The 15,246-nt window shown below is 60.4% G+C and carries 14 protein-coding genes and 2 pseudogenes; 14 read left to right on the forward strand and 2 right to left on the reverse strand.

The genetic code is table 11. The annotated features are described in order from the left end of the window. Window positions 1-302 (forward strand): aldo/keto reductase (locus HFO99_RS30605; protein ID WP_222365456.1); only part of this gene is annotated, 302 nt, incomplete at its 5' end. Between the two features lie 189 nt (window positions 303-491). Here HFO99_RS30605 and HFO99_RS30610 read toward each other — a convergent pair. Next, window positions 492-1,442, reverse strand: coding sequence for a LysR family transcriptional regulator (locus HFO99_RS30610; protein ID WP_222331941.1), 951 nt, complete (start codon window positions 1,440-1,442; stop codon window positions 492-494). 88 nt (window positions 1,443-1,530) lie between these two features. Between HFO99_RS30610 and HFO99_RS30615 the strand changes: the two genes are divergently transcribed. The 7 genes and pseudogenes from HFO99_RS30615 to HFO99_RS30645 all read left to right on the forward strand — a co-directional run bounded on the left by HFO99_RS30615 (window position 1,531) and on the right by HFO99_RS30645 (window position 8,494). Further along, the gene (locus tag HFO99_RS30615) at window positions 1,531-2,409 is read left to right on the forward strand and encodes a dioxygenase (protein WP_222365457.1); all 879 of its coding nucleotides are present in this window, start codon (window positions 1,531-1,533) and stop codon (window positions 2,407-2,409) included. After that, the gene (locus tag HFO99_RS30620) at window positions 2,406-3,467 is read left to right on the forward strand and encodes a maleylacetate reductase (protein ID WP_222365458.1); all 1,062 of its coding nucleotides are present in this window, start codon (window positions 2,406-2,408) and stop codon (window positions 3,465-3,467) included. The genes HFO99_RS30615 and HFO99_RS30620 overlap by 4 nt, the downstream gene beginning before the upstream one ends. 56 nt (window positions 3,468-3,523) lie before the next feature. Further along, window positions 3,524-4,804: an ABC transporter substrate-binding protein gene (locus HFO99_RS30625; RefSeq protein ID WP_222365459.1), complete on the forward strand. Its 1,281-nt coding sequence runs from the start codon at window positions 3,524-3,526 to the stop codon at window positions 4,802-4,804. Between the two features lie 54 nt (window positions 4,805-4,858). Further along, window positions 4,859-5,578, forward strand: a complete 720-nt coding sequence (locus HFO99_RS30630) for an ABC transporter ATP-binding protein (protein WP_222365460.1) — start codon at window positions 4,859-4,861, stop codon at window positions 5,576-5,578. Then, window positions 5,578-5,862, forward strand: a pseudogene (locus tag HFO99_RS30635) (ATP-binding cassette domain-containing protein); the annotation flags it as partial. The gene HFO99_RS30630 and the pseudogene HFO99_RS30635, both read left to right, overlap by 1 nt. Then, complete coding sequence (locus HFO99_RS30640) at window positions 5,856-7,607, forward strand: FAD-dependent oxidoreductase (protein WP_222365501.1); 1,752 nt, start codon at window positions 5,856-5,858, stop codon at window positions 7,605-7,607. The pseudogene HFO99_RS30635 and the gene HFO99_RS30640, both read left to right, overlap by 7 nt. An 8-nt stretch (window positions 7,608-7,615) precedes the next feature. Continuing rightward, the gene (locus HFO99_RS30645) at window positions 7,616-8,494 is read left to right on the forward strand and encodes an intradiol ring-cleavage dioxygenase (RefSeq protein WP_222365462.1); all 879 of its coding nucleotides are present in this window, start codon (window positions 7,616-7,618) and stop codon (window positions 8,492-8,494) included. Between the two features lie 341 nt (window positions 8,495-8,835). Here HFO99_RS30645 and HFO99_RS33845 read toward each other — a convergent pair whose 3' ends face one another. Then, window positions 8,836-9,048 carry a hypothetical protein gene (locus tag HFO99_RS33845; protein WP_018493339.1) on the reverse strand — a complete coding sequence of 71 codons (213 nt, stop codon included), beginning with the start codon at window positions 9,046-9,048 and terminating at the stop codon, window positions 8,836-8,838. Window positions 9,049-9,284: 236 nt separating this feature from the next. Between HFO99_RS33845 and HFO99_RS30650 the strand changes: the two are divergent. The 6 genes and pseudogenes from HFO99_RS30650 to HFO99_RS30675 all read left to right on the forward strand — a co-directional run. Continuing rightward, window positions 9,285-9,559 (forward strand): annotated as a pseudogene (locus HFO99_RS30650) (hypothetical protein); the annotation flags it as partial. Between the two features lie 302 nt (window positions 9,560-9,861). After that, window positions 9,862-11,055, forward strand: a complete 1,194-nt coding sequence (repA, locus tag HFO99_RS30655) for a plasmid partitioning protein RepA (protein ID WP_222365463.1) — start codon at window positions 9,862-9,864, stop codon at window positions 11,053-11,055. A 3-nt stretch (window positions 11,056-11,058) separates the two neighbouring features. Continuing rightward, window positions 11,059-12,060, forward strand: a complete 1,002-nt coding sequence (gene repB / locus HFO99_RS30660; protein WP_222365464.1) for a plasmid partitioning protein RepB — start codon at window positions 11,059-11,061, stop codon at window positions 12,058-12,060. Window positions 12,061-12,214: 154 nt separating this feature from the next. Next, a complete protein-coding gene (repC, locus tag HFO99_RS30665) occupies window positions 12,215-13,519 on the forward strand; it encodes a plasmid replication protein RepC (protein WP_222365465.1) in 1,305 nt (434 codons plus the stop codon). A gap of 113 nt (window positions 13,520-13,632) precedes the next feature. Then, on the forward strand, window positions 13,633-14,517 hold the full coding sequence (locus tag HFO99_RS30670; protein ID WP_222365466.1) for a dihydrodipicolinate synthase family protein: 885 nt from the start codon (window positions 13,633-13,635) through the stop codon (window positions 14,515-14,517). Window positions 14,518-14,524: 7 nt separating this feature from the next. After that, the gene (locus HFO99_RS30675; protein ID WP_222365467.1) at window positions 14,525-15,202 is read left to right on the forward strand and encodes a GntR family transcriptional regulator; all 678 of its coding nucleotides are present in this window, start codon (window positions 14,525-14,527) and stop codon (window positions 15,200-15,202) included. The last annotated feature ends 44 nt before the right edge of the window (window positions 15,203-15,246 follow it).

Genomic DNA, 15,246 nt, shown 5'->3' on the forward strand with positions numbered 1-15,246 from the left:
ACCTGCCGGGCTACGAATGGCTCAAGGAAAAGTGGTCCAGCGATGCCGGCCGGGTCCAGCTCAGGCAAGTTGGCGAGCTCGCAAAGCTCGCCGACGAGATCGGCATGTCGATCACGCATCTCGCCCTCTTGTGGTGCCTTGCCAATCGCAACGTCTCGACCGTCATTCTTGGAGCCTCGCGCGCCAGCCAGTTGCAGGACAATCTCGCCGCCCTCTCACACCGAGAAAAGATGACGTCTGACGTTCTGGACCGGATCGACACGATCGTCGGAAACAAACCCGAAGGACCACGTTGCTTCTAGGCGAACAAATCTCCCTCGACGAGCCGGACTAAGTGTTCGTCGAGGGAAAAGCGCCAGCTATGCTACCAGCACCATGGTGCTGCGGACGGCGGTGCGAACGTTCGAGAATGTGAAGTGCCGCGTAGCGACCCGTACATCCCATATTTCGGGTCGTTAGCGAAGCGCGTCTTCATCGCAGGCTGTCGCCTGCTAGTTACCCCAGACGACGGCTTCCTCGTGACGCTTGATCAGGTGGCGCAAGCTCTCGAAGCCGGACCTGACAAACTCAGCGAAGTGATCGACCGCTGGAGCGCGAGGAGCATCGGTTCGCGTCAGGATGGCAAGAGCTCGTTCAGGATGCGGAATGTTGACAGGAAGAGCGGTGATCGCCTTCTCCTTTCTCAACGCGAAGACGACGCTGTGCGGCATAATGGTCAAGGCGTCGGCCGCTTTGAGGTAGTTGATGACGCCCATAAGCGAGCCGCCGGAGTAGCGTATCTTAATTTCGGTCGCTCCGAAGGACAGAAGAAGCGCCCGAAGATCGGCGAGCAGGGGACTGCCTGGCGGGGGCGCCACCCAGGGGTAGTCGAGAAGCTCGCCCGGTCGCGGGCGCCGTTTCAGGAGGAGGGGGTGCGTCGAGCGGCAGGCGATGACATTCCGACCTGGCAGTATCGGCTGGAACTCTAGGGCGGAGCCTTCTTCGAGGATGTCGATCGGGCAGACGGCCAGGTCGATCTGGTCGGCCTTGAGGGCTGCGCGGAGATCGGGAAGATAGCCATAGCTCTGTTCGACCCGCACGTCGGGATGTGTCTGCTGGAACTCAGCGCAGAACTGCGCGATCAGAGCGTCCATGAAAAAGGGCGTGCCACCGACGCGGACGACGCCGCTCCTCCCCATTCGGAAACTGTCGACGAGGTCGGAGGCTTTTCGAGACGCGGCTAGCATGACCAGGCCGTGCTCCGCCAGCGACAGCCCGAACGGCGTCGCCTGCAGTGGCCTGCGCCCTTTGACGAAAAGAGGTTCGCCCACCCGCTTTTCCAGCATCGAGAGCGCGCGGGACATTGCCGGCTGGGCCAGACCCAGCAAAGCCGCCCCTTCCGTGACGCCGCCAGCTTTGACCACGGCCGCAAGCTGTATGAGGTGACGTTCGTCGATCTTCATAACAATCTGTTATACTGATCCTCTGCAAAATCATCAACGCTCGACTTTCATCGTGCTAGGCTTCTCATATGTCGATCGGGAGGAGACGATGATGACAGGGAGTGCCAGGGCGCTCACATTTGACGAGGCCACGTCATCCGAAGCCTTTGCCGAACGCTTCAGCGCGAACCGGAACGGCAAATTGGCCCAGCTGATCGCTGCGGCCGTGACGCATGTTCATGACCTCATCAAGGAGTTCCGCCCGAGCCCGGACGAGTGGCGCAAGGTCATCCAGTTTCTGACAGAAGTCGGGCACGCCTCTGACGAGCGCCGTCAGGAATGGGTGCTGCTTTCGGACCTCATCGGCGCTTCCGCGCTGGTGGAAGAAATCAACTCACGTCGACAGAAGGGCGCGACGCCGAATACAATCCGCGGGCCCTTCTATCGGGACGACGCCCCTGAGCGTTCATCCGGAGCCTCGATCTCGGTCGATGGAAAGGGGGAGCGCCTACGCGTCTCCGTGCGCGTGCAGGATCTCGACGGGCTTCCTATCGGAGGCGCCGAGGTTGTGACGTGGCAGGCCAACGCCGAGGGCTTCTACGAAAACCAGCAACCGGATCTCCAACCAGAGCACAATCTACGCGGACTGTTCAGGACCGACGCGGAAGGCTGCGTCATGTATCGCTCGGTGATGCCTGCCGGCTACGGCGTGCCGGACGACGGGCCCGTAGGCCGTCTGCTGAAAGGCGCCGGCTATCCGCTGCATCGTCCGGCTCATCTTCAGTTCGTTGTCAGAGCGAAGGGGTTCGAAACGATTACGACGCACATCTACGATTCAAACGATCCACGTCTTGCGGAGGATGCCCTTTTCGGTGTCCGACCGGACCTCGTCGCGCGCTTCGAACATGCACAGGTCGACGGTCGGCGGGGCAGGTCGGTCGACCTGACCTTTGTGATGGTTCGCGCAAGACCGGGGAGGCAGGGATGACGCGGCCGTTCTGCTACGCAGGCAGTCCCGCCCAGATCGTTTTCGGCAACGACAGCATTGGCAGTGTCGGTGGATGGATCGCCAAAGCTGGGCGCAAGCGCGCGCTTGTGCTCTCGACGCCGCACCAGAAGGCGGACGCAGAAGAGCTGGCCAATAGGATTGGCGAACTGGCCTGCGGCGTCTTCTCTGGCGCGGTCATGCACACGCCCGTGGAGGTGACCGAGGCTGCCATGAAGGTGGTGCTCGATACGGCTGCCGACTGCGTCGTCTCGCTCGGTGGGGGATCGACCACCGGGCTTGGCAAGGCGATCGCCTATCGCAACGACATCTTTCAGATCGTCGTGCCGACGACCTATGCCGGGTCGGAGGTGACGCCAATTCTTGGCCAAACCGAAGGCGGTCGGAAGACGACGATGCGCGACGCGAAGATCTTGCCGGAGATCGTGATCTACGATCCGTCTCTTACCCTGGGGTTGCCTGTCGCGATGAGCGCGACAAGCGGGCTGAACGCAATGGCTCATGCATTGGAAGGTCTCTATGCCCGCGATCGCAATCCGATCTCGACGCTCATGGCGCTTGAAGGCCTGCGGGCGTTCAAACTTAGCTTACCGAAGATCGTGAAGTCACCGAAGGACATGGACGCCCGCAGCGACGCGCTCTACGGCGCCTGGCTTTGCGGCACGGTCCTTGGTGCCGTCGGGATGGCGCTGCATCACAAGATCTGCCACACGCTCGGCGGTTCTTTCGATACGCCGCATGCTGAAACACATGCTGTCATGCTGCCGCATACCGCAGCTTTCAATGCAGGGGCGGCAGCTGCGGAGCTTTCCCAGGCAGCGGCGATATTCGGCGGCTCGATCGGTGGCGGTCTTTGGGACTTTTCCAAGCAGATCGGTGCGCCGATGTCACTCAAGGATTTCGGAATGACGGAGGCCGATCTAGACCGCGCCGCGTCGATCGCTGTCGAAAATCCGTACTGGAACCCTCGGCCGATAGACCTTCAATCGATCAGGAAGCTTCTTCAGGACGCCTGGGAGGGACGACGTCCGGAAGACTGAAACTTGGCACGCCGGACGGCGCGCTCTTTGGGAGGAGAGGGACAATGGGAGGAAGCATGTTCACGAGACGCGATTTTCTGAAAACAACGGCGACCGGCGGGGCCATCATAGTGACGTCCAGCCTTGCCGCTCCGGCAATCGCCCAGAACGCGACCATCAAGCTTGGCTACGTCAGCCCGCAAACCGGCCCGCTTGCCGCCTTTGGCGAGGCCGACAAATTCGTCATCGATTCGTTCCTGGCGACGACAAAGAAGCTCGGCCTGACCTATGAGGTTGTGGTCAAGGATAGCCAGTCCAATCCTAACCGCGCGGCCGAGGTCGCAAAGGAGCTTATCGTCGACGACCAGGTCAATCTGATGCTGGTTTCTTCCACGCCGGAAACGACCAACCCGGTTTCGACGACCTGCGAAGGCGAGCAAATGCCTTGCATTTCCACGGTGGCTCCTTGGCAGCCGTGGTTCATCGGCCAGCAGGGCAATCCCGGCGATCCCTCATCATGGAAGCCATTTGACTACGCCTACCACTTCTTCTGGGGCCTCGAGGATATCATTGCCGTCTTCACGGGCATGTGGGGTCAGATCGACACCAATAAGAAGGTCGGCGGGCTCTTCCCCAACGACGGCGACGGCAACGCGTGGGGCGATAGGGTGGTGGGGTTTCCGCCAGTCCTGGAAAAACTGGGTTACGGACTGACTGACACTGGCCGCTACCAGAACCTGACGGACGACTTCTCCGCGCAGATCAACGCCTTCAAGCAGGCGGGTACCGACATCCTTACCGGCGTGATGATACCGCCGGATCTCACCACCTTCTGGAACCAGGCGAAACAGCAGGGATTGAAACCGAAAATCGCCTCGATCGGCAAGGCACTGCTCTTTCCGCAGACGGTCGAAGCGTTGGGCGATGCCGGTCATAACCTTTCCACGGAAGTCTGGTGGACGCCCAGCCACCCCTTCAAATCGTCACTGACAGGCGAGACGGCAGTCACCGTCGCCAACGCATTCACCAAGTCGACGGGCCGCCCATGGACACAACCTATCGGCTTCGCCCACGCGTTGTTCGAGATCGCCGTCGACGTGATGAAACGAGCGGGAGAGGTTGGCGACGGAGACGCTGTTGCCAAGGCCATAGGGGAGACCAAGCTCGATACACTTGTCGGGCCGATCGCGTGGGGCAACGAGAAGCTTCCGCTATTTGCGCAGAAGAATGTTGCCAAGACGCCTCTCGTCGGCGGCCAGTGGCGCCTGAAGTCGGGCGGCGGCTACGATCTCGTCGTCGTCGAAAACGGGCTGGCGCCCAATGTGCCGCTGGGCGGTAAGCTCCAAGTTTTGGCCTAAGGCAAAAGCTCTGCCCGGCGCCCGAGCCGGGCGGAACTGATCGGAGGAGGACCGATGCCCATTCTCGAACTTAAAAGTGTATCGAAGTCCTTCGGCGCGCTAGTCGTCGCCGAAGGGGTTGCCTTTTCGATGGAGCCGGGAGAGGCGCTCGGCGTCATCGGACCGAACGGTGCTGGAAAATCGACACTGTTCAATCTCATCAACGGCAACCTCAAGGTGGCCGGTGGTTCGATCCAATTCGACGGCCGCGATGTGACCCATACGCCCCCGATGCAGCGCTGCCTTGCGGGCATGGGACGCACCTTTCAGATACCGCAGCCTTTCGAGCGTCTGACCGCCTATGAAAATCTGTTGGTCGCAGGCGCTTTCGGAACGCGCCAGGCGGAAGCCCATGTCGTCGATCTCTGTGCCGACATCCTGGTGGAGACAGGCCTAATCGCAAAGGCGAATGTCCCCGCAGGCTCCCTTTCCCTTCTTGAGCGCAAACGATTGGAGCTTGCGCGCGCGCTCGCCACGCAACCCAAGCTTCTGCTTCTCGACGAAATCGCTGGAGGACTGACGGAGGGAGAGTGTCGGCAGCTGGTGGCGACGATCAAACGCGTCCACCAGCGCGGCGTCGCGATCATCTGGATCGAGCATGTGCTGCACGCCCTGACCGCCGTCGCCGAGCGATTGCTGGTCTTGAACTTCGGTCGCGTGATCGGCATCGGTGCAGCCGATGCGATCATGGCGTCGAGCGACGTCCGCGAAATCTATCTCGGGATGGAGGTCTGATGGCAAGCCTTGTCGAAACACGAGGTCTTACGGCCTTCTACGGCGACTTCCAGGCCGTCTTCGGGGTCGATATCCGGCTCGAGGTCGGCGAGACCATCGCCGTGATCGGCGCCAACGGCGCGGGCAAATCGACCTTGATGCGCTCCCTCGCCGGTGTGATTGCCAACAGCGCGGAGATGGTCCTCCATCGCGGCCAGCCGATCGGTGCGCTGGGAGCACCGGATGTGGTGCGCCGCGGGATCGCGCTGGTGCCGGAGGGCCGCAGGCTGTTTCCGTCATTGACATCAAAACCGACGTATTGATCATTGGCACAGGCCCGGCCGGTTCGGCGGCAGCCGCGTTGCTCGCGACACACGGCCTCGAACCGCTGGTGATCAACCGCTATCGCTGGCTGGCGAACACGCCGCGCGCACATATCACCAACCAGCGCACGATGGAGGTGCTGCGCGATCTTGGCCGCGACGTCGAGGACGAAGCTTACATGTTCGCCGCCGAGCAGGATCTGATGGGCGAGAACGTCTTTTGCACCTCGCTGACCGGCGAGGAGATCGGCCGCATGAAAAGCTGGGGCAACCACCCACTGTCCCGCGCCGAACATCTTCTCTCGTCGCCGAGCCGGATGAACGACCTGCCTCAGACATACATGGAGCCGTTGCTATTCAAGACCGCCTGTTCTCGCGGCGCGCAGCCGCGAATGTCGACCGAATATAAAAGTCATGTTCAAGACGCGGATGGGGTCACGACGACCTGCGTCGATAAGCTGACAGGCAGGGAGCTGACCATTCACTCCAAATTCCTGATCGGCGCGGATGGCGGGAACTCCAAGGTCGCCGAACATGCCGGCCTGAGATTCGAAGGCAAGATGGGCATCGCCGGATCGATGAACATCCTGTTCGAGGCCGATCTGTCGCGCTACGTCGCCCATCGCCCTTCCGTACTCTATTGGGTATTGCAGCCAGGCGCCGACGTCGGGGGCATCGGCATGGGTCTCGTGCGCATGGTTCGCCCGTGGAACGAGTGGCTGATCGTCTGGGGATACGATATCAACCAGCCCGCACCGCAGGTCGACGACGCCTTCGCCACGAAGGTGGTGCGCGAGCTCGTGGGCGTCGAGGACATCGAGCCGAAGATAAAGTCGGTCTCGACGTGGACCGTCAACAATATGTACGCGACGACGATATCGAACGGCCGCGTCTTCTGCATGGGCGACGCAACGCATCGACATCCGCCGTCAAACGGCCTGGGCTCCAACACCTCGATTCAGGACGCGTTCAATCTTTCATGGAAGCTTGCGATGGTGCTGAAAGGTCAAGCTGGTCCTGAGCTCCTCGACAGCTACCAGGCCGAGCGCGCGCCAGTCGCCAAGCAAATCGTCGCCCGCGCCAACAAGTCGATTGAAGAATTCGGCCCTATTTTCAAGGCGCTCGGCCTGCTTGACTCCGTTGATCCGGTGAAGATGCAGCAGAACATGGACGCGCGCTGCAATGACACGGCAGAGTCCGAAGCGCAGCGCGCGGCAATCCGGACCGCGATCGCGAACAAGGTCTACGAATTCGACGCGCACGGCGTCGAGATGAACCACCGCTACGCCTCGAACGCCGTGGTGAAGGAGGGGCAACCGGAACCCGCCTTCGAGAGGGACCCCGAGCTGCACTTCCAGCCGACGACTTGGCCGGGTGCGCGGCTTCCCCACGCCTGGCTCTTCGGCGCCGATGGAAAAAAGGTGTCCAGCCTTGATCTGACGGGCCACGGCGTTTTCACGCTGCTGACGGGCATCGGGGGCGACGGCTGGATTGCAGCGGCAAAGACGCTTTCGAAGGAGCTAGGGCTGCCGATCGCCACGCATCGGATCGGACCGCGACAGACGTGGCAGGATCTGAACGGTGACTGGGCGCGGGCCCGCGAAATCCGGGATTCAGGCGTGTTGCTCGTGCGGCCCGACCATCATGTCGCGTGGCGCGCGGATGCCGTGACGGCTGATCCGGAAGCGGAGCTACGCCGGGTTTTGAAAACAATTCTTTCTCGATGAGGTGCACTATGAGCTCCGAAGAAAAGGGCTATTTCACCGAAGAAAATTCCGTGGAGGTGGTCACGAGCCGCAACACCAAAGCCAGGGACGAGCGCCTGAAGCGGGTGATGGAGGTTGTCACACGCAAGCTACATGAGGCAGTAAAGGAGCTTGAGCCGACGCAGGACGAGTGGATGGAGGCAATCTTCTTTCTCACCCGTACCGGGCAGACGTGCAATGAATGGCGACAGGAGTTTATCCTGTTGTCAGACGTGCTCGGCGTGTCGATGCTGGTCGACGCCATCAATAATCGCAAGCCCTCTGGGGCTTCTGAAAGCACGGTGCTCGGTCCGTTTCACGTTGCCGACGCGCCGGAACTGCCGATGGGCGCCAACATCTGCCTCGACCAGAAAGGCGAGGATATGGTGATCGGAGGACGGATACTCGACACGGATGGCAGGCCGATTTCCAATGCTGTCATCGACGTTTGGCAGGCCAACGACGAAGGCTTCTACGACGTGCAACAGAAGGGGATACAACCCGACTTCAACCTTCGAGGCGTCTTTCGCACGGGCGCCGACGGCCGCTATTGGTTCCGGGCGGTCAAGCCCAAATATTACCCGATCCCGGACGACGGGCCGGTCGGCAAGCTGCTCGGCGCGCTTGGACGTCATCCCTACAGGCCGGCTCACCTGCATTACATCATAAAGGCCGACGGCTTCGAGGCGCTGACAACACACATCTTCGATCCGGACGACCCGTACATCCACTCGGACGCCGTCTTCGGCGTGAAGGAGAGCTTGCTTGCCAAGTTTCAGCCCGTAGAAGATCCAGTACGGGCTAGCGAGCTAGAATTCGCCGACAAGTTTTGGCAGGTGGAGCACGATTTCGTGCTGGCTCGGGAGTAGAACCTCTCGGGCGGGTCGGGCACCTGTCCGGGCGATGATTTCCGCCAGCGGTTACCCCTGAAGCGCGTCGCGATCTTTCAGATTCGCTTGTCGCGCTTTAAGTCTTTGTTTTTACGCATGCCGTTGTCGCAAAACCGCCGCACACTTTTGCGCGACATGCTTTAGAAGGGCTCCCGTCGGTCAACGAGACGGCATGGCAGCAGCGTTTACTGGAGGACGGTCCGTGAAGTGCGGCTTGTCGAAACGAGGTATCTCTCGTCGATTCGCGAGGCTGCTCTTTTCCGCAATAGCAACACGTTCCCCAATCTACCATCCGGCCCACCTGAAGCTGAGCAGGATCTTCAGATTCCAAGGACGGTCACGAGCGGGGGCGTAAAGTCCTTGAAGCCCAATCTCGGCCAGTCGCACCTTGTGTCAAACCTCGTCTTCGGTTCGTGGCGCTGACATTTCGGGTTGGTCTTGAAGGCGTATCCGGGCAGGGTGACATATCTGGCATTTGCCGTGCAAAGGGCAATCGCGATGCACAGGGTCAATGCGGAGCACATGGTTCTCATGGCACACCTCCAGGCGTCGTAGGAACCTTCAAGTGCGGAGAATTTCCGGTTGATAGTTCTCCCATTTTTGCCGGCCCCCCGCCATTCACCTAATAGGAGGTGTGGCGTGGCGTCGTGAGTAATCCGTTTAGTGGAGCGTTGGCTAAGCGTTCAAGAACCTTCATCAAACCCCAGGGTTGAAAAGCACACACCCGGCTCCAAATCCCGTCGGCGGTCATCGAAGCCGGGGAGGGGTAATGGGAAGCGCGCAGCTTCATTGGATCGGCCGGGGCAGACTAGCCTTGGGCGTCGTTCTCAGTCTTTTTTGCCTTGTGCCCTGCTCCCCTGCGTTGGCGTCGCCCGCCTCAATCGGCGGCCTGCCGCTACCGGCTGGAGGAAGGTCGGCAAGGGCAATCTCTTCATGCTGCAGAAGGACTTTCCGGAAACGGAGGACGACAAGCGCGGCAATGCTCTGATTCAGATCACCAAGCCGCTCCCGGCAGCGCGCAGTCCCCTGCAGGCCGGCATGCAACAACTACCTGAAGGACCATGGGAAATAGAGAGGCAGCGCCCAAGCTATTGATAAATCGGGCTTATACGGCGACATGATTGACCGCCCCGGTCGGCTGGAAAGCCACCGTGGTTATCAGTCACTTCGAGTCGTCGGCAATGCGCGAATCATTTGAAATCTGGCTCATGTCGTCAGCCGTTTCGATGGGCCTAAACGGACGGTTTGGTTAAGCATTTGTAAATTGGTAACGAATCGAGGCATATAGTAACTGCGCAACTGAAGCGCTTTCGTTCAAAATTGCGCAGTTACCTGGGAAAAAGATCATGCAGCCGAGTCTTGCTCTTCAAGACGATCAAGAGCACCTCCCATCGCTTCTGGCAACAGATGCGAAGGAGTTATCCTATCAACTTCAGCAGCATCAGGCAAAAATCTTTCCCCCGCTCTCGCAAAAGACCATCAGAACATTTTCGCCGGCGGAAGCGGCGGCCTTCATCGGCATCGGCGAAGGTTATCTCCGCCAGGTAGCCGCCGACGGCCATGGGCCCGATCCGCTCGCAAACGGACGGCGGCTTTACAGTGCAACGGACATGGACCGGATTCGCCGGGTCCTCGACGAGCGAAACGGAACACCGAAATATGTGCCGGCCCGCCGGCCGGGGGAAAAGCTCCAGATCATCTCCGTCATGAATTTCAAGGGTGGCTCGGGCAAGACCACCACTGCGGCCCATCTGGCGCAATTCATGGCGCTCAGGGGCTACCGCGTGCTCGCCGTCGACCTCGATCCGCAGGCCTCCTTGTCCGCCTTGTTCGGTCATCAGCCGGAGTTCGACGTCGGAGAGGGCGAAACGATCTACGGTGCGATCCGATACGAGGAGCCGCGCCCCATCGCCGATATCGTGCGCGCTACCTACACGCCCAATCTGCATCTCATTCCGGGCAATCTCGAGCTGATGGAATTCGAACACGAGACGCCGAAGGCGATGGCGTCGGGTACGGCGGAGACGATGTTCTTTGCCCGCATCGGCGAGGTCCTGACGGAGATCGAAAGCCTTTATGACGTCGTGGTCATCGACTGCCCGCCGCAGCTGGGGTTCCTGACGATGTCGGCGCTCTGCGCGGCCACGTCTGTATTGATCACGGTCCACCCGCAGATGCTGGATGTCATGTCGATGTCGCAGTTTCTGACGATGACGAGTGAGTTGATGTCGGTCGTCGAAAAGGCCGGAGGGCGTACCAGCTATGACTGGATGCGCTATCTGGTGACGCGGTTCGAGCCGAACGACGGACCGCAAAGCCAGATGACCGGCTTCATGCGGGCGATCTTCGGCAATCGAATGCTCCGCAACGCCATGGTGAAGTCGACGGCGGTCGCCGACGCCGGCGTCACCAAGCAGACACTCTACGAGGTCGAGCGTTCGCAGTTCACACGCGGAACCTACGATCGGGCTCTGGAGTCCCTCAACCTCGTGAACAGCGAGATCGAGGCGCATATTCGCTCGACCTGGGGAAGGAAATAGCAGATGGCGCGCAAGAACCTCATCGAAATTTCCGCTCCGAACCCGGAAAGGATGGACGCAGTCGCACCGCGCGACAATCGTCCGATTGCGGGATTCGTGCCGCAGGAGCGCAGTGCGGCGCCGGTCGGCGGCATTACCAAGACGCTCGGCAACATTACCGAGAAGATGGAGCGGGCGAGCGAGCTGGAACGGCAGCTCGCTGCCGGCCAGACCATCGTCGAACTCGATCCCAGACTGATCGATGCTTCCTTCGTCAGCGATCGATTGGCGATCGACGCGGCCGAACTTGCGCAACTTGTCGAGCAGATCCGCGAGCATGGCCAGCAGGTTCCGATCCTTGTCCGCCCGCATCCCGAAACCAGGGGACGCTATCAGGTTGCCTACGGCCATCGACGGCTGGCTGCCGCCCGAGAAATCGGCATCAGGGTGCGCGCGGTCGTCCGCGATCTCACCGACGGTCAGCTGGTCGTCAGCCAGGGACAGGAAAACAGCGCTCGAACCAATCTCTCCTACATCGAACGCGCGCTCTTTGCATCGCGGCTCGAAGAACGCAGCTTTGGCCGCGATGTCATCATGGCGGCTCTCGGCGTGGACAAGGCGGCGCTGTCGAGAATGCTGATCGTCATCCGGCAGGTCCCCCTTACGCTCGTCAACGCCATCGGCGCCGCGCCCGATATCGGCCGCCGCCGATGGTTGGAATTGGGCGAGCGGCTTGAGGAAGCCGACGTCGAGAAGATCATCGTCGAGTTGTCCGCGGACGACGCGCGCAAAATATCGAGCGACGAGCGGTTTCAGCGGGCACTCGTTCTGGCAACGAAGAAGACGGCTGCGCCGAAGCCGGCGGTGGCCAAAACACAAGTTAGTGGCGTGCCTGTCATGATCAAAAAGACAGCGTCCGGTGCAACCTTCGTCTTCGACGGCAAGACCGCACCCGGTTTCGATCAATTCGTCCAGGAAAGGCTGAAGGGCCTGTTCCAGGAGTTCAACAAGGACAGAGGAGCGTAGCGCGCAAAAGAAAAAGGCCCCCAACGACGCCGTCGTGGAAGCCCTTCTCAGATCTTAAGCACATCGAGAATCGCATTTCCACGAATCACAGTCAAGCGTCTTAGGCACCAAATTGGTGGATGGTTTTCTTTTGCCTGAACGAAGGTGAAGGCAAATGGAGAGTGGATATGTGACGACGCCCTTTGGGCGGCGGCCGATGTCGCTTGGCATGCTGGCAAGCCAGCAACTAGCCGAGACTATCGAGCCGGGGATGAAGCGCAGCAAATGGAAGCTGTTCAGGGCGATCTGCGAAGCGCGGCCGGCGCTCGGCGTCACCGATCGGGCGCTGACGGTGCTCGACGCGCTTTTGACCTTTTACCCTGACGACGAGATTTCCGAAGAAAGAGGCCTGATCGTCTTCCCGTCGAATGCGCAACTTTCGCTGCGCGCCCGCGGCATGACGCCAGCGACCCTCAGGCGGCATCTTGCCGTTCTGGTCGAGGCCGGCCTGATCCTGCGCAAGGACAGCCCGAATGGAAAGCGCTATGCGCGCCGCGACAGGGCAGGGACCGTCGGCGAGGCCTTCGGGTTCAGCGTCGCACCGCTTTTGGCGCGTGCAGTCGAAATCGAAAACCTGGCCGCCCAGGCGGTTGCCGACCGGGAACTGCTGCGCGCGATCAGGGAACGGTTGACCATCTGCCGGCGCGACATCTCCAAGCTGATTGCGACGGCCCTCGAAGAACAGGTCCCCGGTGATTGGGAAGGCATTTTGGTGATGTTTCGCACGCTCCTCGCCCGGATTCCACGCGTGGCGACCGCTGAGGAATTGGCGCCGCTGCTCGATGAGATGGGGTTGTTGCGGGCTGAAATCATCAACCTGCTGGAAAGGCAGATAAAAACAAAAAAAATAGACGCCAATGAGTCTCAGATTGGGCAGCACAAACAGAATTCAAATCCCAACTCCACCTATGAACTTGAACCAGCTTTCGAAACGAAGCAGGGCGAAAGGGCAGTTGTCGATCTTGAGCCGAATGCCGGACCGCCGGACGAGCAAAGACCGAAACAACCGAAGCCTTCCGGCGGGATGAGCAAAAAAGCGGGGAACGCCGCCGATCCAGGGGCCGGGCACAGCCTGAAATCCTTCCCGCTCGGCCTCGTCCTCCAAGCCTGCCCCGGTATTCTCGACTACGGACCCGGCGGAACCATCGGCAACTGGCGAGACCTGATGTCGGCCGCGGTCGTCGTGCGCTCGATGCTCGGCGTCAGTCCCTCGGCCTATGAGGAAGCCTGCTCCGGCATGGGGCCGGAAAATGCCGCCACCGTGATTGCCTGCATTCTGGAAAGGGGAGGGCACATCAACTCGCCCGGCGGCTATCTCAGAGATCTGACCCGAAGGACCGAGAGGGGCGAGTTTGCGATCGGCCCGATGCTAATGGCGCTCGTGCGGGCGAATGGGCCAATAGCAAGGCATGCCAGTTGACCGGAGGGAAGACACGGCCGCGACAATCGCGTAACGAGACGGTGTGCAATCACCGCTTTACATCTAACATGTTAGTCTGCTACATCTGAGCCGGTATTTGGGAGGAGGCATATTTGACACAAAAATTCGGGCTCTCAGTCGCTCTCGCCACACCATTCGACAGCCAGGGCGATATCATGATCGAGGCGATGATCGAGCAGGCACGGCGAAGCCTCGCGGCCGGATGTACGAGCGTGACGCTGTTCGGGACGACGGGTGAAGGTTCTTCCATCGGAACCCAGGAACGTGAACGTGTCCTCACTTCCATGCTTGATAATGGGATAGCAGCAAAGCAAATCATCGTCGGCGTACTGGTCGACGCGGCCGAGGATGCGGCGATGCAGGCCGGGCATGCGCTTTCCCGGGGAGCCCGCAATATCCTTCTTGCTCCCCCTTCCTACTTCAAAAACGTCAGCGACGACGGCGTCTTCCAGTGGTTTTCGGCTGTTTTCGCCATCCTGGGCGACAAGGCGCGAGACATTATCGTCTACAACATTCCCTCGGTCACCATGGTCCCGCTGAGCGTATCGCTGATCGGCCGACTGCGCACCGCCTTTCCCAATATCGTCACGGGCGCCAAGGATTCTTCCGGCGACTGGCCTTTCACGGAAGCACTGTTGAAGGCGCATGGCGATCTTGTCATTCTGGTGGGGGACGAACGTCATCTGGCGAAGGGCGTGCGGCTTGGCGGCCAGGGTGCGATCTCCGGCATGGCGAATTTCGTACCCCACGAAGTCAAGCTGATGGCAGAGGAAGGCAGGGACGATTCCCGCATCGAGGATTTCGTGGACGAACTGCTGAAATTTCCGGTGACCGCAGCCGTGAAAGCGATGGTGGCTCACCTGACGTCGGATGAAATCTGGCTTGCGGTTCGCCCACCACTCGTTTCGATATCCGGCGAAGGGCAGGCGCAACTCGCTCTTGCGTTCGACACTCTTTTCCGCTCGAAAGCGGCATAGGTCGGAGATGCTTCTGGGAGAGGCGATGGACGGAACGGACGAGCAGCCGACACTGCGGGAAAAAGCGTATGAGAGCTTCACACGCCACCTTCTTGCACGTGACGTGCGCCCCGGCCAGTTCGTTTCGCAGCGTCGCCTCGTCGAGCTGACGGGGCTGACGCTTGGCGCCATCCGCGAACTCATCCCGAGGCTCGAAGCCGAAGGGCTGATCAAGACGGTACCCCAGCGGGGTTTGCAGATCGCGCATATCGACCTCAACCTCATTCGCGAGGCGTTCCAGCTGCGCGTGTTCCTGGAGAAGGAAGCGGTCGCGCTTTTCACGCGCTCTGCGTCCGACGAGACGATCGCCGGGCTGCTGAAGCAGCATCGGGAAATCGCCGACGCCATTCGAAACGGCGATGGATCGCACGAATTGGAAGTGCACGCGCAAACTGTCGATTGGGGCATGCACGACGCCTTTATCGATGCGCTTGGAAATACCATCATCTCGAATGCCTACCGGGTGAACTCGATCAAGATGCGCCTGATCAGTCAGGATCGTTTTCGCATCGATGGTCACGTCGGACCTGTCATGGGCGAGCATCTGAAAGTGCTCGAGGCGATCGAACGACGATCGGCGGAGGACGCCGTCAACAGCCTTGTCGCACATATCAATCATGCAAGAGATCGTGCGCTCAGGATATAATCGGAAATAAACAGCCGGGGGTGAGGAGATCGCCGGCAAAAGGA

Source organism: Rhizobium leguminosarum (assembly GCF_019798305.1).
GTDB lineage: Bacteria > Pseudomonadota > Alphaproteobacteria > Rhizobiales > Rhizobiaceae > Rhizobium > Rhizobium leguminosarum_U.

Excerpts from the sequence above, each read along its gene's own strand:
- HFO99_RS30610 (WP_222331941.1), bottom strand. The coding sequence starts at position 1,442 with ATGAAGATCGACGAACGTCACCTCATACAGCTTGCGGCCGTGGTCAAA.
- repC (WP_222365465.1), top strand. The coding sequence starts at position 12,215 with ATGGAGAGTGGATATGTGACGACGCCCTTTGGGCGGCGGCCGATGTCG.
- HFO99_RS30675 (WP_222365467.1), top strand. The coding sequence starts at position 14,525 with ATGCTTCTGGGAGAGGCGATGGACGGAACGGACGAGCAGCCGACACTG.
- HFO99_RS30620 (WP_222365458.1), top strand. The coding sequence starts at position 2,406 with ATGACGCGGCCGTTCTGCTACGCAGGCAGTCCCGCCCAGATCGTTTTC.
- repA (WP_222365463.1), top strand. The coding sequence starts at position 9,862 with ATGCAGCCGAGTCTTGCTCTTCAAGACGATCAAGAGCACCTCCCATCG.
- HFO99_RS30645 (WP_222365462.1), top strand. The coding sequence starts at position 7,616 with ATGAGCTCCGAAGAAAAGGGCTATTTCACCGAAGAAAATTCCGTGGAG.
- HFO99_RS30615 (WP_222365457.1), top strand. The coding sequence starts at position 1,531 with ATGATGACAGGGAGTGCCAGGGCGCTCACATTTGACGAGGCCACGTCA.
- HFO99_RS33845 (WP_018493339.1), bottom strand. The coding sequence starts at position 9,048 with ATGAGAACCATGTGCTCCGCATTGACCCTGTGCATCGCGATTGCCCTT.
- HFO99_RS30630 (WP_222365460.1), top strand. The coding sequence starts at position 4,859 with ATGCCCATTCTCGAACTTAAAAGTGTATCGAAGTCCTTCGGCGCGCTA.
- HFO99_RS30625 (WP_222365459.1), top strand. The coding sequence starts at position 3,524 with ATGTTCACGAGACGCGATTTTCTGAAAACAACGGCGACCGGCGGGGCC.
- repB (WP_222365464.1), top strand. The coding sequence starts at position 11,059 with ATGGCGCGCAAGAACCTCATCGAAATTTCCGCTCCGAACCCGGAAAGG.